The sequence below is a fragment of the Cryobacterium lyxosi genome (assembly GCF_004403345.1).
GTDB classification, from domain to species: domain Bacteria; phylum Actinomycetota; class Actinomycetes; order Actinomycetales; family Microbacteriaceae; genus Cryobacterium; species Cryobacterium lyxosi.
Window position 1 is genome coordinate 18,647 of sequence record NZ_SOGT01000015.1, and the last position, 21,770, is coordinate 40,416.

Below are 21,770 nucleotides of genomic sequence, written 5' to 3' on the forward strand. Positions count from 1 at the left end.
CCGCCCCATCTAGAATCGGCTCCCGGGCCGTTTTCGCGCGTATGGGCCTGTTCATCATCCTCATCGTGGTGACCACGACGGCGCTGCTCTGGCTCGGAGCGACGGCGGGCCATGCCATGCCGATCGACCCGACGCCTCCGATCGACCCGACTGACCCCGGTGGCGGCGGGCTCACCGTTGATATCAATGGTCCTAACGGCGCGCCCTCATCGGCGATCGTCACCCTGCTGGGCATTACCCTGCTGTCGGTCGCACCGGCACTGCTGCTGATGATGACGAGCTTCACCAAGATCTTCGTGGTGCTTGCTATGACCCGCAACGCCCTCGCGCTGCCGTCGATCCCGCCGAACCAGGTGCTCGCCGGACTAGCCCTTTTCCTGTCCCTGTTCATCATGGCGCCCGTGCTGACCGATATCAACAACATCGCACTGCAGCCCTACCTCGACGGTTCACTGAACTTCACCGATGCGCTGAATCTGGGTTCGGAACCCCTGCGGCAATTCATGCTCGCCAACACGCGCGGCGAAGACCTGGCGCTGATGACCCGGGCTGCCGATCAACCGAACCCGGACAGTCCCGATGACGTCACCCTGCTGACGCTCATTCCCGCGTTCATGATCTCGGAATTGCGTGCCGCGTTCATCATCGGATTTGTCATCTTCATCCCCTTCCTGGTGATCGACATCGTCGTCTCCGCGGCGCTGATGTCGATGGGCATGATGATGCTGCCACCGGTCATGATCTCGCTACCGTTCAAGATCCTTCTGTTCGTGCTCGTCGACGGCTGGGGGCTCATCATCACGAGCCTCATCGGCAGTTACCAGATGGCCGCATGAACACCAACGCCGTGCTCGACATCGGCCTGCAGGCCCTCATCCTCGCGGCCAAACTCTCGGCCCCCGTACTTATCACCGCCCTCGTAGTGGGCTTTGCCATCTCGCTGCTGCAGTCGATCACGCAGATTCAAGAAGTCACGCTGTCTTTCGTGCCCAAGGCCGTGGCCGTGGCACTGGTCCTGCTTATTTGCGGCCACTGGATGATCGCTGAGTCGATCACATTCACCAACCAGATGTTTGAAAAGATTCCCTCCCTGCTCGGCGGAGGCTGACGTGGAGTTCACCCTCAATTTCACCTGGATCGAAGCGGTCATGCTCGCGGGTGTGCGCATAATCGCCTTCTTGGTCATCGCGCCGCCGTTCTCCTATCGCGCATTCCCCGCACGCATCAAAGCCATGCTCGCGATCGGACTGGCCCTGGCCGTGTCGCCGCGGGTCACCGCCGACTACGTCTCCCAGGACACCGCCGGCTTCGTCGGCGCCCTGATTCTGGAGATTCTGGTCGGTGCCACCCTGGGCTTTTTGGTTTATCTGGTCTTTGCCGCCGTGCAGTCGGCCGGTGGTCTCATCGACATGTTCAGCGGATTCCAGATGGCGCAGGGCTTCGACCCCCAGTCCATGATCAACGGTGCCCAGTTCACCCGCTTGTTTCACATGACCGCCCTCGCGCTGATGTTCGCCTCGGGCGCCTACCAGCTCGTGCTCGGCGGCCTGTTTCGTAGCTACACCGCCATCCCGCTCGGCGCTGGCCTGAACCTGGCCGCGCCGGCGCAGGCCATTATCGCCGGTACGACCCAGATGTTCCTCGCTGCCGTGCAGATCGCCGGCCCCCTGCTCGTCGTACTGTTTCTAGCGGATGCCGGCCTCGGCCTCCTCACCCGGGTCGCCCCCGCGCTCAACGCATTCGCCCTCGGTTTTCCGCTGAAGATTCTCATCACGCTGATCCTCGCCGGAACGGTCTTCATGGCCCTGCCGCGCATCGTGTCCTCACTCACCGGGCAAGCCCTCGATGCCCTCATGGGGGTGAGGTAATTGTCCCAAACTGATTCCGGTGAAAAGTCTGAACCGGCCACCCAGAAACGCATGAAGAGGGTGCGCGAAAAAGGTGAGCTGTCCAAATCGCAGGATGTCACCGCCTGGCTCGGCGTTGGCGCCGCCGGCCTCATGCTGCCGGCCACTATCGCAGCGGCCAGCAATGCGGGTACCGACCAGATGTATCTCATTGGTACCCTCGCCAACAGTCCTGACCCGAGCGTGGCAGTCGAAGCCCTCGCCAACGGGTTGGCGTCGCTCGCCGATATTCTGACTCCGTTTTTTGTCGTGGTGCTCGTGGTCGTGCTGGGCGGTGCTGCGTTGCAGGGCGGCATCCACTTTAAAAAATTCACCGGAAAGTACGAGCAGTTCAACCTCGTCACCGGCATGAAACGCGTATTCGGCACCCAGGCACTGTGGGAGGGCGTCAAGGTGCTCGCCAAGACGGCCGCCGTCGGGATCGTACTGTGGTGGGTGATTCAGGGACTGATGCCCGTGTTGCTCACGGCGGGGGGGCTGCCGGTCTCGGAGTTGCTCAATGCCGCCAGCAGCGGCACGGTCGCACTGCTGCAGGCAGCCGTTGCGGCCGGCCTGGTGCTCGCCGTCGCCGACATCTTCGTCATCATGAAACGTAACCGCAAGAAAACCATGATGACGAAGAAGGAGGTCACAGACGAGAACAAGGCCGCAGAGGGTGACCCGCTGATCAAATCGCAGCGCCGCTCCCGCCAGCTGATGATGAGTCGCAATCGCATGATCGCTTCGGTCGCCGATGCCAACGTCGTGCTGGTCAACCCCACGCACGTGGCCGTGGCGCTCAAATACGAGCCGGGCAAATCCGCGCCGCGCGTGGTGGCCAAGGGAGTCGGGCACGTGGCCGCCCGTATCCGCGTGCAGGCCGAGACCGACCAGGTGCCCATTGTGCACGATGTCCCGCTCGCGCGGGCGCTGCACGCGGCCTGCGAGATCGGCGACGAGATTCCCACGGAACTCTATAACGCCGTTGCCAGGGTGCTCGCCTTCGTCATGGCCCTGCAGAAACGGGGCAGTACGGCGGGAACCCACACCATGAGCGCGCTGGCGACCGCGCCATCAATAACACCCACATCAACACTGCAGACTGCCGGAGGCCGTTCGTGAATCGCAATCTCATCAAGCTCGCCGTTCCGGTCGGCGTGGTCGGCATCATCCTGCTGTTGGTCGTGCCCATTCCAGCGGGCCTGCTCGACGTTTTGATCATTCTGAACATCATGCTGGGTCTGGTCACCCTGCTCACCACGATGTTCGTGAAGAAACCGCTCGACTTCTCGGTTTTCCCATCACTGCTCCTGGTCGCGACCTTGTTTCGCCTCGGCCTCAATGTGGCCTCCACTCGCCTGGTACTCGGCGAAGGTTATGCCGGCCAGGTTATCGAGGCTTTCGGGCATGTCGCCGTTGGCGGCTCGATCATCATCGGGGCGGTCATCTTCATGATTCTCGTCGTCATTCAGTTCGTCGTCGTCACCAAGGGCGCCGAGCGTGTCGCCGAGGTCGGGGCCCGATTCACCCTCGACGCCATGCCGGGTAAGCAGATGGCCATCGACGCCGACCTCAACGCCGGCCTGATCACCGACGCTGAAGCCAAGGACCGTCGCGCCGAGGTGTCGGCCGAAGCAGACTTCTATGGCGCCATGGACGGTGCGTCCAAGTTCGTCAAGGGTGACGCGATCGCCGGCCTGATCATCATCATCATCAACCTGGTCGGCGGCATCGCCATCGGCATGCTGCAGCGGGGCCTGGAGCTCGGCGAGGCGGTCAACACCTATGCGCTGCTGACAATCGGCGACGGCCTCGTCACCCAGATTCCGGCACTGCTCATGGCTGTCTCCACCGGAATGATCGTCACGCGCTCGAACGCGGAGACCGATATCGGTTCGACGGCATCCGCTCAGTTGACGCAGTCGCGCAATGCGCTGACCATCGCCGGCGCGGCCGCTGTGCTGATGGGGCTCATTCCGGGAATGCCGGTGCTGCCTTTCCTCATTGTCGGGATGGCGCTGATGCTGATCGCCCAACGTATCAAGGCCGGCGAGGTCACCAAACAGGCGAGTATCGCTGCCACCACTGCCGCGGAGAGGAGCGCTCCCAAGACCGACACGACCGAAGACCTGATCGAGCAGATGCGCGTGCATGCGCTGGAGATCATGCTCTCGCCCGACCTCGTCGACCTCGTCTCCGGTGCCTCTGACGATCTGCTGGCCCGGGTGCGCGGTCTCCGTCGCAAAATCGCCATGGATCTCGGCGTGGTCGTGCCGCCGGTGCGCACCCGCGACAGCGTCGATCTGCCACCAGCGACCTACGTCATCCGCATTGCCGGTGTCGAATACGGGCGTGGTCTGGCCCCCGCCGGCAAGGTGCTGGCCCTCGGCGACGCGCTCGATACCCTGCCAGGACAGGTCACGATCGAACCGGTGTTCGGACTGGCCGGAAAGTGGGTGCCGAGCGAAATGCGGCACAGCGCCGAAATGACCGGAGCCACCGTGATCGATCGGGTTTCGGTCGTGGTCACCCACCTCTCCTCGATCATCACCACCAACGCCGCCCGGCTGCTCACCCGGGAAGACGTGCGGGTGTTGACGGATGGCGTCAAACAGGTCAATCCTTCGGCCGTCGATGATCTCATTCCCGGCTTGCTCTCCCTCGCCGAGGTTCAGCGGGTGCTCCAGGGGCTGCTGGTCGAGCAGATCCCGATCAACGACCTGCCGCGCATCTACGAGGCACTCTCCTTGCGCGCTAAGGCTTCCAACGATGCCGAGGGCCTGGTCGAGGCCGCTCGCCAGGCCCTCGGTCCGGCACTGACAGCTCAATACCTCGATGGCACGCTGCTGCGTGTGATCATGATCGACCCCACGCTCGAGCAATCCATGCTCGAGGGCCTGCGCCCCTCTGATCAGGGAACGCAGATTCTGATGGATCCGGCGCGCCTGGAGAACGTACTCGCCTCGGTACGCACCTCGGTGGCCAGGGTCGAGGCGAGCGGTCAGACCGCGGTGCTGGTATGTGCACCGGCGCTTCGACCGGCTATCCGTCGCCTCATTTCGACGCAGACCGGTGGCCTGCCGGTATTGTCGTATCAGGAAGTAACATCGGCGAACGTGACCATTGAGACTGTGGGTGTGGTGCGTGGAGCCGAAACGATTTCTGCTTGAGGGTCCGACACTGCGGGAGCTGAAGGAGCGCGCCGTCGCCGAGCACGGTGCCAATGTCACCATCATCGCCGCTGAACGGGTCACCGTCGGCGGCATCCACGGATTCTTCGCACGCCAGCACTATGAAATCACGGTCGAGGTGACGGAACCGGCAGAGCGCAAGCGATCGGCGCACTCCGGCCTCGATATTTCGGCCCGGCTGGGCATAGCGGCGCTGCTCGACGACGCCGACGAGGCTGAATCAAGGCTGCACCGCACGCAGGCGTCACCGCAGCTATCGACGACGTCTGAGGGGTTCGCGAGGCTCATGGACGAACTCACCTTCGCCACCGGCCGCGGTGCTGTGGCGGGTTCGAATCCTGAGCCGGTCACGGGAGCACCAGCAGCTCCGAATCCGGCACCCGCTTCGGCACCCGTTGTTACCCCGGTTTTCCTACCAGCGCCGACGCTCGCTCGCCCGCCGGTACCGGCGCCGCTGACGAGGCCGGGGGACCTGGTCTTGATTGTCGGGCTGGAGGACGACCCCCTTACGATTGCGCTCCTGATGCTGCGCGTGGCCGGTGCGGGCGACCTTCGCACCTCAGGGACGCTGCGGCAGGACGGCACTGAGCGGGTCGACGACCGGCGCGGCGCCATGTTGGCCAGAGCCCAGGGCGTAGAAATCGGCCACAGCACGTTTATCGCGTACGGGCTCGAACCCGCCTCTGACGCGCTTGCGCGTGCGGCAGCGCTGACCGAGATCGGTGCGGACCAGGTCTGGGTGGTCGTTGACGCGAGTCGAAAGACAGAGGACACCATCCGCTGGGTCAACATGGTGACCAGCAGCATTCAGGTGCACGCGGTCGCTGCGCTCGGCCGGCAATTCACGACCTCACCGGCCACTGTCGACGACCTGGGCCTGCCGGTGGAGTGGATGGACGGACGGGTGGCCGCAGCGCCGACGGGACGTCGCGTGGCGACGCCGCTATCCCGACCGGGCGAGCGCGAACGGTAGGCTGGAAAGATGCTCGTTTTGACACGCAAACTGGGGGAAAAAATCCTCATCGGTGACGATATCGTCATCACCGTGCTCGACGCCCGCGGCGACAGCGTGCGCATCGGAATCGACGCACCACGGGGAGTGAAGATTCAGCGCGACGAGGTCGTGCGCGCGGTCAGTGAGGCCAACCTCGCGGCGACCCAGATCGATACTGCAGCGGAAGATCGAATCAAGAGGTCGCTCGACGTTCTCTCCGCGATGCAGTCAGCCCCGTCAAGCCATCAGCCCCAGCCGGACACCGCGACACCACCGCTGCCGAACCCGCCTGCTGAAGCCTGAAGCCGTCTCAGCGACCGCTGTTACAGCACCCGTCACTCGTTGACGTGCCCGCGCAGCTCATCAATCTCCCGGCGTTCACGTTTGGTCGGCCGCCCGGCGCCGCGGTCGCGCATAGGTACCAGAGCCACCTCTTCGCGTGGCGGTCGCGGGGGAGTCTTATCCACGTAGCATTCGGCGGCCACAACGGCTCCCACTCGTTTCACCACGAGGCGTGACACGATCAGTACCCGGTCGAAGCCATCGAAGCGCACACGCACCTCATCGCCGATATGCAGGGCCTGGGCGGCCTTGGCCTTGTCGCCGTTCACCCGCACATGTCCGGCGCGGCAGGCGGTCGTGGCCATCGAGCGGGTTTTGTACAGGCGCACTCCCCAGCTCCAACTGTCGACGCGGGCAGACGTTAGCTCCATCTGTTCACTGTAATAGAAAGAGGTCGAATCAAACGCTCAGGCACCCTGCCGCGTCCAGATGATCAGCAGCAGCGTTGAGAGAAAACCGGTGAAGAAATTGAGCCACAGAAAACGTTTCCAGCCCCGGTTCGCACGCTCCGACTCTTCGTCACTGACCGACCAGAACGGCAGCACTGCCAGAATGTAGGGAGCGGAGAGCGCCGCCGCGAGAGGCCCCGGCCAGGGTGTAGCGAGCATGAACAAGCCGGCCAGGGCCCAGAACGTGATGGCGAGCCGCACGGTCGGCGCGGCGCCGAGCGCAGTGGCGATCGACGCGATCCCGGCCTGGCGGTCGGGCTCGATGTCCTGCACCGCGCCGAAGGCGTGGCTGGCCATTCCCCATAGAAAGAACGCCGCGAGCAGGGCGATCAGGCCGAAGTTGACGGTGGCGCCGGCCACCGCGAGCCCGTACACGGCGGGGCTGACGAAGTGGGTGCTGGAGGTGATCGAGTCCAGAACGGGCCGTTCCTTGAACCGCAGCCCGGAAACCGAGTAGGCCACGACGGCGAACAAGCTCACGGTGATCACGACCCAGGAGAGCGGATGCGCCGCCCCCGCCAACACGACCATCGCCCCGCCCACAATCACCGACGAAACGATCCCCGCAGCAATGACCGTTCGGTGCAGCGTGGGGTGCAGCAGTGCGCCCTCGGCCCCGCCCTTTCGCGGATTGCGCAAATCCGACTCGTAGTCGAAGACATCGTTGATGCCGTACATGAGCAGGTTGTAGGGAATGAGAAAGAACAGCGTGCCCACAATCAGCATCGCGTCGATGCGCCCGGTGGTCACCACGTACGCGGCGGCGAACGGGAACGCCGTGTTGACCCAGCTGAGGGGGCGCGACGACAGCACAACCTGCCGGGTCTTCCCTCTTGCCATGCCGACCTGCTCAGTCATCCGTTCGTCCTAACCTGGTACCGCCCGAAATCACCCACAGGGCCGGAAGCAGAATCGCCGCAGCCAGTGGGTAGGCAAAATCTTCGATCGGGGCGAGACCGATCAACACGCCCGAAATCTGCTCCGGGTCGTAGCTGAACAGCCCAGCACCAATCATCAGGTTATCGAACACGGCCGTCAGCAGCAGGGTGAGCGTGAGCGCGCCGGCCACGGCTGAGACGAAACGGACCGAGATGAGCCGGCGTGTCACTGCCACGACGGCCACCAGCGCCGCAACGACGAGAAAGACCGCATTCAACAACAGATACGTCATTACGCTGCCCGCCGCGCCAGTACGAGCCGGGTAGCCTGCACGAGATTCATGGTGAGGTAGCAGAGAAAGGTCAGAAAGAAGAATTCCTCGAGCGGCAGTTCCGGCGCCAGTTGCACGCCGGTCATCAGCGTGGTCTCACCCCGGTAGAAGATGCCGAGGCCAATACCAGCGAGGTCCCAGAGCAGAAAGAACAGCACTCCGATGCCGAGCACGAGGGCGGCCCGGAGGGGCGAGCACCAGAAGAAGAGGCGGAAGCGCCAATCCAGCACTGTCATGCCTCCGAGCGAAACGAGCAGTACCAGCAGGTACAGAACGCTCACGACCGCCTGTGTGCGGACTCCGCTGGCGCCGCATCGGGGCCGAAGCGGCGCGCCGGCAGCGGTTCGGCGAGCGGTTCCGTCGTCGTGTCATGTCGAATTCGCTTGAGTAAGATTTCCGCGCTGATCAGGCACATCGGCAGGCCGATACCGGGGATGGTGGTGCCGCCGGCGTAGTACAGACCGGCAATCTTCTTGGACATGTTCGTTCCGCGCAGGAAAGCACTTTGACGCAGGGTGTGCGCTGGGCCCAGGGCGCCGCCCTTCCAGCTGTTCAGGTCGTCGGCGAAGTCGGCCGGGCCGACCGTGCGTCGCACCGTGACGCGGTCGGCGAGGTCGGGTATGCCGGCCCACTGGGCCACCTGCGCGATGGCGGCGTCCGCTATGAGCTCGATCGTGGCTGAACCAGCGCCGTTGATGCCTCCAGCACCGAGCGTCACATCGGCCGGTACGGGCACCAGCATGAACAGGTTGCTGTCGCCGGCAGGCGCGACCGAGGGGTCGGTCGCGCTCGGCATGCATACGTACAGCGATGCCGGGGACGGTACGGAGGTCTTCTTACCGAAGATCTGCCCGAAGTTCGTGCCCCAGTCGGTCGTGAAAAACAGGGAGTGGTGCTGCAGCTGGGGGAGTGCGCCGCTCACGCCGAGCATGACCAGCACGGCGCCGGGACCGGACATGCGTTTGTCCCACCAACGCTCCGGATAGGTCTGCAGCTCGGCGGGAACCAGTTCGGTCTCGGTATGGTGCAGGTCAGCGGACGACACCACGATGTCGGCGTCGAGGTTGTGCGGTTGTCCGGAGCCATCGATGTAGCTGACCCCGTGCACCGTCTTGTCGGCATTGACCCGAATGGCGCTCACTCGCGCTTCGGTGATGATTCGTACGCCTTCGGCACGAGCGATCGCGGCGATGCTCTCAATCAGCGTGCTGAAGCCGCCCTGCGGGTAGAGCACCCCGTCGGCGAGGTCCAGATGGCTCATCAAGTGGTACATCGACGGTGTCAGGTTCGGCGCTGACCCCAGGAAGACGGCCGGGTACCCGAGAATCTGACGCAGTCGCGGATCCCGCACATACCTGGCGATGAACTTGTCGAGTGGCTGCAGCAGCAGTCGCCCCAATCGCACCAGGCGCCGCAGCACGTCGGGTACCAGAAACGGTTGGAACGACTCGAAGCTCGAATACAGAAACCGTTTCACGGCCATGTCGTAGGTTTCGCTGGCTGAGTCGAGATAGCGATCGAGCGCCTGGCCGGCCCCCGGTTGCACCGACTCGAACAAGCGGATGTTCGCGGCGCGGTCGCTGCGAATATCAACCGGCTGGGCATCGCCCTCAAAGAGCACCCGGTAGCCAGGATCCAGTTTCACGAGGTCGAGCTGCTCCGCCGCGCTCGTGCCGAACAGGCGGTAGAAGTGCTCGAAAACCTCGGGCATCAGGTACCACGACGGGCCGGTGTCGAAGCGGAATCCCTCGGACTCCCACAGTCCGGCCCGCCCACCGAGTTCTGCCCGGGATTCCAGCAGCGTGACGTCGTGGCCTTCGCGAGCCAGCAGGGCAGCGCTGGCCAGACCGGCGATACCGCCGCCGATCACAATGGTGCGTGTCATCGCTTCCACGCGCCGGGGCCGATGCTCGAAGTCAGTGCGATCATGAGTTTCTCTCCATCTGGCACCCGCACGCGGGAGCGCAATAACTGATCGGCCGGCGTCGACCGCAACCGTCTGGACAATCGAGTGAACAGCCCCTGCGCCGCGGCCACGGCCCGCCGGCAACCGGGCGGCAACAACGGCAGAACGGCGCTGGCAATGGCCAAATCAGCGTCGATGTCGTCGAGGATCACGGTCTTCTGCTCGTCGTTGAGGTTCAGCGGATCGATGCCCGGAAAGTAGTTGCGGCCGAGCGTCTCGCGATCACACGACAGGTCACGCAGAAAGTTGATCTTCTGAAAGGCAGCGCCGAGGTGGCGTGCGCCATCTTCAAGCACGGCAAGTTCGGTGGCCTTACGGGCGGACCAGTGCACGAAACAGCGCAGGCACATGAGCCCGATCACTTCCGCGGAGCCGTAAATGTATTCGGCGACGCCTTCCGCGCTAAACGGGGTCGGATCAAGATCGCGGCGCATGGATGCGAAGAAGGGCGCGATCAGGGTGGAGTCGATGCCGCACTGCCGGGCCGTCTCTGCGAAAGCGTGCACCACGAGATTGGTGCTGTAGCCGCGAACGATAGCGCGCTCGGTCTCGAGTTCGAGCTCGTCGAGCAGTTGCCGCTGTTCAGCAACCGACACGCCGGCCTCGGCGGCGGCTCCGTCGACGATCTCGTCGGCAATGCGGACCAGGGCATAGATCGTGCGTACCGGCGTGCGCACCTGGGCCGTCAGCAGCCGAGCGGCGAGTCCGAACGACGTGGAGTAATGTCCGATCACCGTCGTCGAGCTGGCCTGCGCCGTCTGCGCGTACTTGTTCAGATTCGTGTCAGAGCGCGTTCGCGTGGGCACGGCTGGCTGGTGGCTCATGCGCTGGCTCACTAGCGGGCCCGATTCACGGCGGCCTCGGCCAGCTCGATCAGGGTCGCTCGCAGGTTTGCCGGAATGACTGCCGGGCTGAGCGTTTCGACTGCCAGGCGGGAGTGGTCATAGGCAAGCCCCTCGGCGGCGGCTTTCGCTCCGCACGCACGCAGGTGCTCCCGCGCCCGTTCGGCATCCTCTTCGCTGAGATCGACCTTGCCGAGATAGGGCGCGATCAGCGACCAGCTTTCGGTACCGCCGGCGTGGGCGATCAGTGCGGTCTGTTTGCCTTCGCGCAGGTCGGCGGTGACACTCTTACCGGTCTTGACGGGGTCGCCGAACACCCCGAGCAGATCGTCGGTGAGCTGAAACGCCACCCCGACGAGGCGTCCGTATTGCCCGAGCAGGCGAATCGCCTCGGCCGACGCGCCGGCCAGCACGGCCCCGGCCTGTAGTGGCGCTTCGAAGGAGTACACCGCGGTCTTGTTCTCCAGCGTGGCAATGACCTCGGCCATGGTGAGCGGATGCCCCGCAGAGCTGTTGGTGACGTCGGCCAACTCCCCGGCGGCCGAGACGAAGACCGCTCGGTCGAGCAGGTCAACCAGTCGCAGCCTGGTGGGCACGTCGAGCGGCAGTTTGGCCAGCGCGCGATGCGCTTCACTCAACGCGAGGTCGCCGGCGAGAATGGCCGCAGCGGCCGCCCAGACACCGGCCTGATCAGCGGAGGCTCCGTGCGCCAGAGCGCGGTCAGTGAAGCGTCCGGCGATGTTGGCGACTCCGCGCCGGGCCAGGTCGTGGTCGATCACGTCGTCATGAATCAGGAACGCCGTGTGCAGCAATTCAAAGCTCACCGCGACCGGTGACACGAGGGCCTGATCGCGCCCACCGAAACCGGCATAGGCGGCGAGCACCAGGGCGGGCCGTACTCGTTTACCGCCGCTACTGGCCTGCTCCAGAGAATCCCACAGGGCGACATAGTGCTCGCCATAGTCACTCGCACGCAGTCGTGCCGCTGCGAAAAAACGGGCTAATTCGGTCTCGACGCCCGCCGCGACGGTGTCAAGCACGAAAATTGTCCAGCTGCTGCATTTGGAGCACCATCCACGGACTGAACGCCCACGGGGCATCCGTAACCGCACGGTACAGGTCCGCTGGTCGGGTCCAGGCGTACTCGGCGACCTCGTCAGGGTTCGGCGTTGGCTCCTGCAGGGTTGTGGCGAGGTAGACCGGGCAGATTTCATTTTCGACTATGCCGCCACTGTCGGTGGCACGGTACCGGAACGAGGGGAGGGCGACGTCGATATTGTCGAGCTCGAGCCCGAGTTCATAGTCGGCCCGGCGGGTGACAGCGTGCGTCGGTGGCTCAGCGGGCAGCGGGTGCCCACAGACCGAGTTGGTCCACACTCCCGGCCACGCCTTCTTCGTCAGCGCGCGGCGGGTGACCAGCACCTCGCCGAGCGGGTTGAGGACGTAGCAGGAGAACGCCAGATGAAGCGCGGTGTCTAATCCGTGCACGCTGTACTTCGGCGCGGTGCCGATGTGACGCCCCTTCTCATCGAGGGGGATTACGTGTTCATCAAGAGCGTTTGCGGACTCCACGTTGGCTCCCCTTCTCGGTTCAACTGGCCATGATTGGAATAACTAACCAGGTTAGCAACTTCCCACGATACCATGAGTACATGTTCCACAAAGAGAGTATCCCTCTAGAACCAGAGATGTACTGGTACGACCCCAAGAATGCTGGAGTTTCTTCGGCAATGGATGTTTTACGCGCCGTGCGCCGGTTTCGAGTTGCTGACGCCGCGATGCGTCGTCGCGCTCAGAATGACATGCGCATCAACGAAACCGACCTGATGGCCATTCGTCATCTCATCGCCTGTGAACGCCATAACCAGGTTGCCAGCCCGAAGCATTTGAGCGAATTCTTGAATATCTCCTCTGCCGCCACGGCGAAACTCCTCTCCAGGCTCACGGCCTCCGGCCACATTCGCCGCGAGGTGAATCCAGACGACGGTCGTGCCCAACGGCTGTACGCCACGCAGGCATCGCACATCCAGATCCGACGCGCGCTGTCGGGCACCCACAAGCAGCTGATGAAGGTCGCGCTCGATCTCACGGCCGACCAGCAGGCAGCCGTAGTGCATTTTCTCGAAGCAATGAGCGCCATCGCCGTCATGCCACGTTCTGAAGCGACCACCGTCGAGCAGTCTGCCGAGTTCTGACGGCCGTTCTGCCACTGACACCAGTGCCGCTTAAGATGAATCAGTGACTCATCTCTCTGCACCCGACGCTTCGCCGTCATTGGCCGCCGCCCACGTCGAGGCTCTGCTGGCCTCCTATCCCGACTTTCCGCAGCCGAACATTCTGTTCCGCGACCTCAACCCGGTTTTTGCCGATGCCGTCGCTTTCCGCGCGATTATCGATGACCTCGCCGATCAGCACCGCGGGCAGTTCGACGCTGTGGCCGGTATCGAAGCACGCGGCTTTCTCCTGGCGGCCGCCGTCGGCTATGCGGCCAATGCGGCCGTGCTGGCCGTGCGCAAAGGCGGCAAGTTGCCCGGCACTGTCTTGATCGAAGAATACGACCTGGAGTACGGCTCGGCTCGGCTTGAACTCGAAGTCGGGCAGCTTTCGGCCGGTACTCGCGTACTCATCCTGGACGATGTGCTCGCCACCGGTGGCACCATTGCAGCCACGAGCCGCCTCATCGAGCGGGCCGGCTATACCCTAACCGGAGTCGGTGTCGTGCTCGAGCTCACCGACTTGCACGGCCGTGAACGGCTCGGCACTGCGCCGGTGCACGCGATCATGTCGATCTAGGACACCGGACAATGTTTCGCATGCATCTCAGGCGTGTGTGGGGCATGCTTGGAGCATGAATGACAGTTCGGGTGTCGATGCAAGCAGCGTGCACGGGGCTGCGATCCCCCCAGCCAGCCCCAACCGGGACAGCGGTGACGCGTGGGTGCACGCTCCCGACGGCCGCAAATTCTGGGGCCGGTTCGGTGCCGCCGGACTACTCGTGCACCACCCCCGCTTGGGTGTGTTGCTGCAGCATCGTGCGCTGTGGAGCCATTTCGGCGACACCTGGGGGCTGCCCGGTGGTGCCCGCCACGAAAACGAAACCGCGGTCAACGCCGCCCTGCGCGAAGCTCGGGAGGAAGCCGGCGTGCCAGCCCATTTGGTGGAGGTTAAATTCACGTCTCTGCTCGACCTGGGCTTCTGGTCGTACACCACCGTTGTAGTGGAGGCGACTGAGGAATTTGTACCTGTCATCAGCGATCAGGAGAGCATCGCCCTGCGCTGGGTATCGGCCGATACCGTTGACCTCCTCGCCCTCCATCCTGGTTTTGCCGACAGCTGGCCCGCACTGCGGGGGCGGCTCGGCTGAATCTAGCCCATTCGATAGACTTGAACCGTGACGGGGGGAGCGAACGAGATGGTGAGCGACCGGGTGCTGACCTTACCCAATGTGCTGAGCCTTCTGCGGCTGGTACTGGTGCCGGTTTTTCTCGTGCTCCTCGTTCAGGGAGAAGATGCCTGGGCCTTGGTCGTGCTCAGCATCTCCAGTGTCACCGACTGGCTCGACGGTTTTCTCGCACGGCGCTGGAACCAGATCACTCGCCTCGGGCAGCTGCTGGATCCGGCCGCCGATCGCCTCTATATCTTTGCCGCTTTGATCGGGCTTGCCTGGCGTGATCTGGTTCCGTGGTGGATTGTGCTGGTCGTAGTTGGTCGCGACATCTTTCTGCTGGCTTTGGGGATCATCCTCGCCAATTTTGGGTTTGGCCCGCTGCCAGTTCACCACCTGGGCAAGATTGCTACCTTCTGCTTGTTCTACGCACTGCCGATGATCATGCTCGGGCAGGCCTTTCCTCAACTGGAGTGGTGGTCGCAGCCGGTGGGGTGGGCGTTTGGCCTGTGGGGCGCTTTTCTGTACTGGTGGGCTGGCATCGTCTACGCCGGTGAAACGATGCGGGTGATTCGATTGCCGAGGGGCGCCCCGGGTGTATCTTCCGATACGCTGGATTGATAGGAGGTGCATGATGGTCGAGCTATCCGGAAAAAATAATTCCAAGGAGCAGAACGAGCCCGTGCCCGCAGATCAGCCCGAAAACCCGACGACAGGCGAAGCAATGCCCAGCAAGGCGCAGTCCACCCCAGCATCCTCCACGTCTGGCGCGACCCGGGACGAGACGACCGGCGAATCGACGACGGTTCACGACATGCTCAGCACCGACACAACCATGAACTTTAACCAAGAGTTCGCCACCCAGATCGCGTTCATCGATTCCAATGTGACCGTGGAAGAGCAGGAGTCCATCGCGGCCTTGCCTTCGGGGTCGGCGCTCATGGTCGTGCGCCGCGGGCCCAATGCCGGCGCCCGCTTTCTGCTCGACGCCGACCTCACGAGCGTGGGGCGCCACCCCAATGCTGATATTTTTCTCGACGACGTCACGGTGTCGCGTCGACACGCCGAGTTTTTGCGCAACGGCACATCGTTCACGGTGAAAGACCTCGGCTCGCTCAACGGCACCTACTTCGACGGGGAACGGATCGAAACGGCTGCTCTGACCGATGGCGCCGAGGTGCAGGTTGGTAAGTTCCGCCTCACCTTCTACGCTTCGCGCCTCGACCTCGCCCGCGCGACGAGCGAGTAGTGGCGGCAAACTCTGCCCAGGCTCGGTCCGTGTCTGTGTCTTCGTCGGCAGCTCACGGGCAAGTTGCGGGATCAGCGACGCTGCTGAGTATCGGCCAGGTGCTCGCCCGACTGACCCCGGAATTCACCGATCTGACCCCGTCAAAACTGCGCTTTCTCGAGGAACAGGGCCTCGTCGCGCCGGCTCGCACGGAATCCGGCTATCGCAAATTTTGCGCGAGCGACGTCGATCGCCTGAGACTGATCCTGTCGATGCAGCGCGATCATTACCTGCCGTTGAAAGTCATCCGCTCCTATCTTGCTGATCTGGATGCCGGACTGGCGCCAGTGCTGCCGGGCGGAACCACTCCCGGGCCGTCAATGCTGGGCACGCTGCGACGTTTGACCCGCGACGACTTGCTGCGCGAGGCCGGAGCCTCCGCCACTTTGCTCCATGACGCCGTATCCGCATCAATCATTCTGCCCGCCGAACATTACGGCGACGGCGTGCTGCACGTCTTGCGCGCCCTCGTCGAACTGCAACGAAGTGGGATCGAGCCACGGCATCTTCGGGGCTTTCGTGGGGCGGCTGAACGCGAACTCGGCCTTATCGAAAGCGCGCTGGTACCGCTCTCCCGCCGCAAAGACGCCTCCAGCCGGGCGAAGGCGGCTGAAATGGCCGTCGAGATCGCCGGGCAGCTCGAGATTATTCGCGGCAGCTTGATTCGGTCAGCACTGGGCCGACTGACCCAGTAGGTCGTAGACTGGCGCAGGCGCAGGCGCACAGCTGGACTGCCGCCGGTATAGTGCACTCGCTCGTCTACGCGTCTGCCTGCACTCGATCGACACGCCAAAACCATTACGCGAATGTCAGCGCGCACGGTCTTCGCCTCGGTACCGTAGAGAGTGCGAAGCACAGTAGATTTTTTTCGCATCACCAGCTATACCGCATGAGTTCAATTCAGCACCACAGTCAATTCAGCACCACAGTTAATTCAGCACCACAGTGAATTCAGCACCACAGTTAATTCAGCACCACAGTTAATTCAGCACCACAGTGATCCAGGCTTGCTTCACTGCAGCTACAGTCACGGCACCACGTAACCCCCGAAAGGCAACCCCTATGAGTGAGCTCAAGCCTGACGCTGACGCTACGCGTTACTCGTTAGGACTGCTGTTCACCGATGGCATGCCCGAGCTTGATGAGAACTGCGGCTACCGCGGTGCTGTCGCTGCGCGCGCGGCCGGCATCAGCTACCGTCAGCTCGACTACTGGGCCCGCACGGGCCTGGTGGAGCCCACAGTGCGCGGAGCGGCTGGTTCCGGCTCACAGCGACTGTACGGCTTCCGTGACATTCTCGTACTCAAGCTCGTCAAGCGGCTGCTCGACACGGGCATCTCCCTTCAGCAGATTCGCACGGCGGTCAACCAACTGCGCGAATCAGGCGTCAGCGACCTCGCGCAGACCACGCTGATGAGCGACGGCGCGAGTGTCTACCTGTGCACCTCGAATGACGAGGTCATTGACCTCGTCAGCCGTGGCCAGGGCGTCTTCGGCATTGCCGTGGGCAAAGTGCTTCGCGAGGTGGAGACAAGCCTGGTCGAACTCGACGTGCAGGCCGTTGACTCCGCCGACGAGCTCGCCGCCCGACGGAGCACCCGCAAAATCTCCTAGCGCCACCGCCCTCGCTTGGGCGCAGCACGGAGCGCGACTGCAGCCTGTCATTCGCTCCTCAGCTCAGCGCTCGGCACGCCGCGTTCATCACGCCGCGTTTGCTCCTTCAGGCAACGGTTCCTGTGCTCCGTTGAGAAACACTGTTGGGCCAGGCCGCGAGGCGGCCGTGCAATCGTCATGGGACGCGAAGAAAATATCTCCACGTCGAATCGCACCAGAAATCTGCACCGACCAAAACGCGATTCACCGGCCCCGAAGAGCCGAAGAAGAAACCGGTCAGACCGCTGGAGCCTCGGCGTACTCACCGATGCGCGCTGTACGCAGCACCCGGTCGAGCAGCTGGTCGAAGTAGCCGGCCATTTCGAGTGCACTGTCCCCCGGCCAGATGTGCAGGGGCTTTGCGGCGCCCTGCGCCTGCTGTAGGGACGTGCGCTCCGGCAGCTGCGGGCTCAGCACGAGCGGCCCGAACATGTCGCGCAATTCTTTGATGCGGAACTGGTGTTCGAGCGAAGCCGAACGGGCCCGGTTCACGATAATACCGAGCGGCTGAAGACGGGGGCTCAGGCCACGACGAATCTCTTCGATCGCACGCAGCGCACGGTCGGCAGCAGCGACCGAGAACAGGCCGGGTTCGGTGACGACGGCGACACGGTCGCTCGCAGCCCAGGCGGTGCGCGTGAGGGCGTTCAGAGAGGGAGCGCAGTCGATGAGCACGAGCTCATAGTCCTTCTCAATCGTCGAAAGCGCTTCTTCGAGTTTCCAGATATCGCGAATGCTCGGGTGCGGTCCGTCAAAATTGATCGCCGACGGGCTGCCGATCATGACGTCGATGGTGCCTGGGCGGTTGCGGGTCCATCCGCTCGGGGCGATCGCCGCGCGAACCGTCTTTTCTTTGGGAGAACCGAGGACATCGGCAACATTGAGGTGACCGGCGACCTGGATATCCATACCGGTGGACACATCGGATTGCGGATCGAGATCCACGACGAGTGTTCGCACGCCACGGGCGAAGGCAGCGGAAGCCAGACCAAGGGTCACAGTGGTCTTGCCGACACCACCCTTGAGGGAACTTACGCTGAGTACGTGCATGAGTAACAACGTTACCTTCACTAGTGTTAGAGAACCTAACCGTTAGCTGTGCGCTGAGTACGCCCTCGAAAGGCTTGCATGTTTGAAAAAATCCTTGTTGCCAACCGCGGCGAGATCGCGATCCGTGCCATGCGCGCGGCTTACGAGCTCGGAGCAAAGACCGTGGCGGTGTTTCCGTTCGAGGATCGCAATTCATTGCACCGCCTGAAGGCGGATGAGGCGTACCAGATTGGTGAGGTGGGGCATCCGGTTCGGGCCTATCTCGACGTGAGTGAAATCATTCGCGTTGCCCAGGAATGTGGCGCCGACGCCATCTACCCCGGCTACGGCTTTCTGTCGGAGAACCCGGAGCTAGCCGATGCAGCCGCCGCTGCCGGCATCACGTTCATCGGCCCGGGCGCTGACGTACTCGAAATGGCCGGCAACAAGGTCACCGCAAAGGAACACGCCATCGCGGCCGGCGTACCGGTATTGAAGTCGACGCAGCCGTCGACCGATGTCGAACTCTTGATCAGCCAGGCCGATGAAATCGGCTTTCCCATTTTTGCCAAGGCCGTCGCCGGCGGTGGCGGGCGTGGCATGCGCCGGGTGGCAAAGAAAAGCGAGTTGCGGGGAGCGCTTGAAGAGGCCATGCGTGAGGCCACCAGTGCCTTTGGCGACCCGACGATGTTCCTGGAGGCTGCGGTGCTGCGGCCCCGGCACATCGAGGTGCAGATTCTGGCGGACGCTTCCGGCGAGACCGTGCACCTGTTCGAGCGCGACTGTTCGGTGCAGCGTCGGCACCAGAAAGTGATTGAAATCGCTCCGGCGCCGAACCTGAGCGATGAAATTCGGGTTCAGCTCTACGCTGACGCCATCAAGTTCGCCCGGTCGATCGGCTACGTCAACGCCGGGACCGTCGAGTTTCTGCTCGATACCGTTGGGGAACGCGCCGGGCAGCACGTCTTCATCGAAATGAACCCCCGCATCCAAGTGGAGCACACCGTGACTGAAGAGGTCACCGATGTCGACCTCGTGCAGGCGCAGATGCGCATCGCGGCGGGGGAGACCCTCGAACAGATCGGTCTGACCCAGGGGGAGATCCGCCTGCGCGGCGCGGCCCTGCAGTGCCGCATCACAACTGAAGACCCCGCGGCCGGGTTCCGCCCCGACACCGGTAAAATCACCACCTATCGTTCACCCGGCGGCGCCGGCATCCGCCTGGATGGTGGAACCATCAACACGGGCGCGCAGATCAGCCCGCACTTCGACTCGATGCTCGCCAAACTCACCTGCCGAGGCCGCGACTATGCGGCCGCCGTCGTGCGGTCCAAGCGCGCGCTGGCCGAGTTCCGAATCCGCGGCGTCTCCACCAATATTTCGTTCCTGCAGGCCGTGCTCGACGACGCGGACTTCGCAGCTGGCGACCTCAGTACCTCGTTCATCGACGAGCGCCCGGAGCTGCTGCGCGGTCGGGAGTCCAAGGACCGTGGCACCAAGATTCTCAACTGGCTGGCCGAGGTCACCGTCAACCAGCCCAACGGCGCGCCGCCGACCACGGCGCACCCGCGTGACAAGCTGCCACAGCTTGACATCACCCAGCCAGCCCCCGACGGTTCCCGACAGAAGCTGCAACTGCTCGGACCGACCCGGTTCGCCGCTGATCTGCGCGCGCAGACCGCGTTGGCCGTGACCGACACCACCTTCCGGGATGCCCACCAGTCGCTGCTGGCGACACGGGTACGCACCAAGGACCTCGTGGCCGTGGCGCCCTATGTCGCCCGGCTGACGCCGCAGTTGCTCTCGGTCGAAGCGTGGGGCGGCGCAACCTACGACGTGGCGCTGCGTTTTCTTGGCGAAGACCCCTGGGAACGCCTTGCGAGCCTGCGCGAGGCCCTGCCGAACATCAACCTGCAGATGCTGCTGCGCGGCCGTAACACTGTGGGTTACACCCCGTACCCGACCGAGGTTACCGACGCGTTTGTGCGCGAGGCGACCGCCACGGGTGTGGACATCTTCCGCATCTTCGATGCCCTGAACGACGTGTCGCAGATGCGGCCGGCTATCGACGCCGTGCTTGCTACCGGTACCGCGCTGGCCGAGGTGGCCGTCTGTTACACCGGCGATTTGCTCGACCCGGCCGAAAAGCTTTACACCCTTGACTACTACCTGCGCCTGGCCGATCAGATCGTCGAAAGCGGCGCTCACGTGATCGGCATCAAGGACATGGCCGGGTTACTCCGGCCGAGCGCCGCTGAGAAGCTCGTGGCGGCGTTCCGGGAACGCTTCGACCTGCCCGTTCACGTGCACACCCACGACACTCCGGGTGGCCAGCTCGCGACGCTGCTGGCCGCAGCCCGGGCCGGCGCCGACGCTGTCGATGTGGCATCCGCTCCCATGGCCGGCACGACCAGCCAGCCGTCTGCATCCTCCCTCGTAGCCGCTCTCGCCCACACCGAACGCGACACGGGTATTTCGCTCCGGGCCACAACTGACCTCGAGCCCTACTGGGAAGCCGTGCGCACCCTCTACGCTCCGTTCGAATCGGGCCTGTCGGCACCGACCGGCCGGGTGTACTCGCATGAGATTCCAGGCGGCCAGCTGTCGAACCTGCGCACCCAGGCCGTCGCGCTCGGGCTCGCCGACCACTTCGAACTCATCGAAGACATGTATACCGCCGCGAACGGCATCCTCGGCCGGGTGCCCAAGGTCACTCCCTCGTCGAAGGTGGTCGGTGACTTGGCCCTGTACCTGGCCGCGGTGAAGGCCGATCCGGCCGATTTCGAGCAAAACCCGGGCAACTACGATGTCCCCGACTCGGTCATCGGCTTCATGGCGGGCGAGCTCGGGGACCTGCCCGGCGGCTGGCCCGAGCCGTTTCGTTCCAAGGTACTCGCGGGACGTGAAGTGCGCGTCGGCATCACCGAGATCACCGCGGGGGAGCGCGCCGCGCTCGGCGCCTCGAGCCTCGAACGTCGCGCGATGCTCAACCAGTTGTTGTTCCCCGCGCCGACCCGCCAATTCCAACAAGTCAGGGAGAGCTACGGCGACCTCTCGGTTGTCGATACCGTCGACTACCTCTACGGCCTTCAGCAGGGCCAGGAGCACGCCGTCGAAATCGCCAAGGGTGTGCGGCTCTACGTGGGCCTTGAAGCGATCGGTGAAGCCGACGACAAGGGCATGCGCACCGTTATGACCATTCTCAACGGCCAGCTGCGCCCGGTGTTCGTGCGTGACACCAGCATCACCGTGCAGACCAAGGCCGCCGAGAAAGCTGATGCCAACCAGCCCGGCCAGATCGCCGCACCCTTCTCCGGCGTGGTCACCCTGCAGGTCGAGGAGGGCGCGCACGTCGAAGCTGGCCAAAGCGTCGCTTCGATCGAAGCCATGAAGATGGAAGCGGCGATTACCTCGCCCATCGCCGGGACCATCGAACGCGTCGCCATCCCGCTCACCCAGCAGGTCGATGCGGGCGATCTGCTCGTGACGGTGCGTCCACGCTAAGATTAATGCCGATATCGACCAGTTGAGGATG

Annotated in this window: 24 protein-coding genes; 15 read left to right on the plus strand and 9 right to left on the minus strand. The window is 63.8% G+C overall.

Translation table 11 applies throughout. From position 1 onward, the window contains the following. The first annotated feature begins 41 nt into the window (after positions 1-41). Genes fliP through csrA form a run of 7 tightly spaced genes read left to right on the plus strand, consistent with a single transcriptional unit; the run spans position 42 to position 6,374 of the window. The gene (fliP, locus tag E3T27_RS13595; RefSeq protein ID WP_134573678.1) at positions 42-836 is read left to right on the plus strand and encodes a flagellar type III secretion system pore protein FliP; all 795 of its coding nucleotides are present in this window, start codon (positions 42-44) and stop codon (positions 834-836) included. Next, the gene (gene fliQ / locus E3T27_RS13600) at positions 833-1,108 is read left to right on the plus strand and encodes a flagellar biosynthesis protein FliQ (protein WP_104128455.1); all 276 of its coding nucleotides are present in this window, start codon (positions 833-835) and stop codon (positions 1,106-1,108) included. Before fliP ends, fliQ begins: the two co-directional genes overlap by 4 nt. A 1-nt stretch (position 1,109) precedes the next feature. After that, complete coding sequence (locus tag E3T27_RS13605; RefSeq protein ID WP_174722225.1) at positions 1,110-1,868, plus strand: flagellar biosynthetic protein FliR; 759 nt, start codon at positions 1,110-1,112, stop codon at positions 1,866-1,868. Continuing rightward, positions 1,869-3,008 (plus strand): EscU/YscU/HrcU family type III secretion system export apparatus switch protein, encoded by a 1,140-nt coding sequence (locus E3T27_RS13610; protein WP_134573368.1) that lies wholly within the window; start codon positions 1,869-1,871, stop codon positions 3,006-3,008. Beyond that, on the plus strand, positions 3,005-5,056 hold the full coding sequence (locus E3T27_RS13615) for a flagellar biosynthesis protein FlhA (protein WP_104196168.1): 2,052 nt from the start codon (positions 3,005-3,007) through the stop codon (positions 5,054-5,056). The genes E3T27_RS13610 and E3T27_RS13615 overlap by 4 nt, the downstream gene beginning before the upstream one ends. After that, the gene (locus E3T27_RS13620; protein ID WP_104196169.1) at positions 5,031-6,050 is read left to right on the plus strand and encodes a hypothetical protein; all 1,020 of its coding nucleotides are present in this window, start codon (positions 5,031-5,033) and stop codon (positions 6,048-6,050) included. Before E3T27_RS13615 ends, E3T27_RS13620 begins: the two co-directional genes overlap by 26 nt. Before the next feature lie 9 nt (positions 6,051-6,059). Beyond that, positions 6,060-6,374, plus strand: a complete 315-nt coding sequence (gene csrA / locus E3T27_RS13625) for a carbon storage regulator CsrA (RefSeq protein ID WP_134573370.1) — start codon at positions 6,060-6,062, stop codon at positions 6,372-6,374. Positions 6,375-6,406: 32 nt separating this feature from the next. Here the strand turns inward: csrA and E3T27_RS13630 are convergent, their stop codons facing one another. Genes E3T27_RS13630 through idi form a run of 8 tightly spaced genes read right to left on the minus strand, consistent with a single transcriptional unit; the run spans position 6,407 to position 12,452 of the window. Then, positions 6,407-6,784 (minus strand): RNA-binding S4 domain-containing protein, encoded by a 378-nt coding sequence (locus tag E3T27_RS13630; RefSeq protein WP_104196171.1) that lies wholly within the window; start codon positions 6,782-6,784, stop codon positions 6,407-6,409. Between the two features lie 36 nt (positions 6,785-6,820). Beyond that, positions 6,821-7,720, minus strand: coding sequence for a prenyltransferase (locus tag E3T27_RS13635; protein WP_241992258.1), 900 nt, complete (start codon positions 7,718-7,720; stop codon positions 6,821-6,823). Beyond that, on the minus strand, positions 7,713-8,033 hold the full coding sequence (locus E3T27_RS13640) for a lycopene cyclase domain-containing protein (protein ID WP_134573372.1): 321 nt from the start codon (positions 8,031-8,033) through the stop codon (positions 7,713-7,715). The genes E3T27_RS13635 and E3T27_RS13640 overlap by 8 nt, the downstream gene beginning before the upstream one ends. Continuing rightward, positions 8,033-8,353 carry a lycopene cyclase domain-containing protein gene (locus E3T27_RS13645; RefSeq protein WP_104196173.1) on the minus strand — a complete coding sequence of 107 codons (321 nt, stop codon included), beginning with the start codon at positions 8,351-8,353 and terminating at the stop codon, positions 8,033-8,035. The genes E3T27_RS13640 and E3T27_RS13645 overlap by 1 nt, the downstream gene beginning before the upstream one ends. Then, entirely contained in the window at positions 8,350-9,957 is a 1,608-nt protein-coding gene (gene crtI, locus E3T27_RS13650) for a phytoene desaturase family protein (RefSeq protein ID WP_134573374.1), read from the minus strand. Before crtI ends, E3T27_RS13645 begins: the two co-directional genes overlap by 4 nt. Further along, positions 9,954-10,862 (minus strand): phytoene/squalene synthase family protein, encoded by a 909-nt coding sequence (locus E3T27_RS13655; RefSeq protein WP_134573376.1) that lies wholly within the window; start codon positions 10,860-10,862, stop codon positions 9,954-9,956. The genes crtI and E3T27_RS13655 overlap by 4 nt, the downstream gene beginning before the upstream one ends. An 11-nt stretch (positions 10,863-10,873) precedes the next feature. Next, complete coding sequence (locus tag E3T27_RS13660; protein WP_166786216.1) at positions 10,874-11,920, minus strand: polyprenyl synthetase family protein; 1,047 nt, start codon at positions 11,918-11,920, stop codon at positions 10,874-10,876. After that, positions 11,913-12,452 (minus strand): isopentenyl-diphosphate Delta-isomerase, encoded by a 540-nt coding sequence (idi, locus tag E3T27_RS13665; protein ID WP_134573379.1) that lies wholly within the window; start codon positions 12,450-12,452, stop codon positions 11,913-11,915. Before idi ends, E3T27_RS13660 begins: the two co-directional genes overlap by 8 nt. A 116-nt stretch (positions 12,453-12,568) precedes the next feature. Here idi and E3T27_RS13670 point away from each other — a divergent pair, with 116 nt between their 5' ends. The 7 genes from E3T27_RS13670 to E3T27_RS13700 all read left to right on the plus strand — a co-directional run bounded on the left by E3T27_RS13670 (position 12,569) and on the right by E3T27_RS13700 (position 17,167). After that, positions 12,569-13,075 (plus strand): MarR family winged helix-turn-helix transcriptional regulator, encoded by a 507-nt coding sequence (locus tag E3T27_RS13670; protein ID WP_166786217.1) that lies wholly within the window; start codon positions 12,569-12,571, stop codon positions 13,073-13,075. Between the two features lie 43 nt (positions 13,076-13,118). Then, entirely contained in the window at positions 13,119-13,673 is a 555-nt protein-coding gene (locus tag E3T27_RS13675) for an adenine phosphoribosyltransferase (RefSeq protein ID WP_134545692.1), read from the plus strand. Positions 13,674-13,728: 55 nt separating this feature from the next. Further along, positions 13,729-14,244 carry an NUDIX domain-containing protein gene (locus E3T27_RS13680; protein ID WP_134573383.1) on the plus strand — a complete coding sequence of 172 codons (516 nt, stop codon included), beginning with the start codon at positions 13,729-13,731 and terminating at the stop codon, positions 14,242-14,244. 48 nt (positions 14,245-14,292) lie between these two features. After that, positions 14,293-14,886: a CDP-alcohol phosphatidyltransferase family protein gene (locus E3T27_RS13685; protein WP_104196179.1), complete on the plus strand. Its 594-nt coding sequence runs from the start codon at positions 14,293-14,295 to the stop codon at positions 14,884-14,886. A gap of 193 nt (positions 14,887-15,079) precedes the next feature. Further along, a complete protein-coding gene (locus E3T27_RS13690) occupies positions 15,080-15,514 on the plus strand; it encodes an FHA domain-containing protein (RefSeq protein ID WP_104196274.1) in 435 nt (144 codons plus the stop codon). A 35-nt stretch (positions 15,515-15,549) separates the two neighbouring features. Then, complete coding sequence (gene ftsR / locus E3T27_RS13695; RefSeq protein ID WP_134573682.1) at positions 15,550-16,248, plus strand: transcriptional regulator FtsR; 699 nt, start codon at positions 15,550-15,552, stop codon at positions 16,246-16,248. Between the two features lie 367 nt (positions 16,249-16,615). Beyond that, complete coding sequence (locus E3T27_RS13700; protein ID WP_104196180.1) at positions 16,616-17,167, plus strand: MerR family transcriptional regulator; 552 nt, start codon at positions 16,616-16,618, stop codon at positions 17,165-17,167. A gap of 276 nt (positions 17,168-17,443) precedes the next feature. Here the strand turns inward: E3T27_RS13700 and E3T27_RS13705 are convergent, their stop codons facing one another. Continuing rightward, positions 17,444-18,256, minus strand: coding sequence for a ParA family protein (locus tag E3T27_RS13705; protein ID WP_104196181.1), 813 nt, complete (start codon positions 18,254-18,256; stop codon positions 17,444-17,446). Positions 18,257-18,334: 78 nt separating this feature from the next. Between E3T27_RS13705 and E3T27_RS13710 the strand changes: the two genes are divergently transcribed. Next, on the plus strand, positions 18,335-21,739 hold the full coding sequence (locus tag E3T27_RS13710; RefSeq protein WP_134573385.1) for a pyruvate carboxylase: 3,405 nt from the start codon (positions 18,335-18,337) through the stop codon (positions 21,737-21,739). Positions 21,740-21,770: the final 31 nt, after the last annotated feature.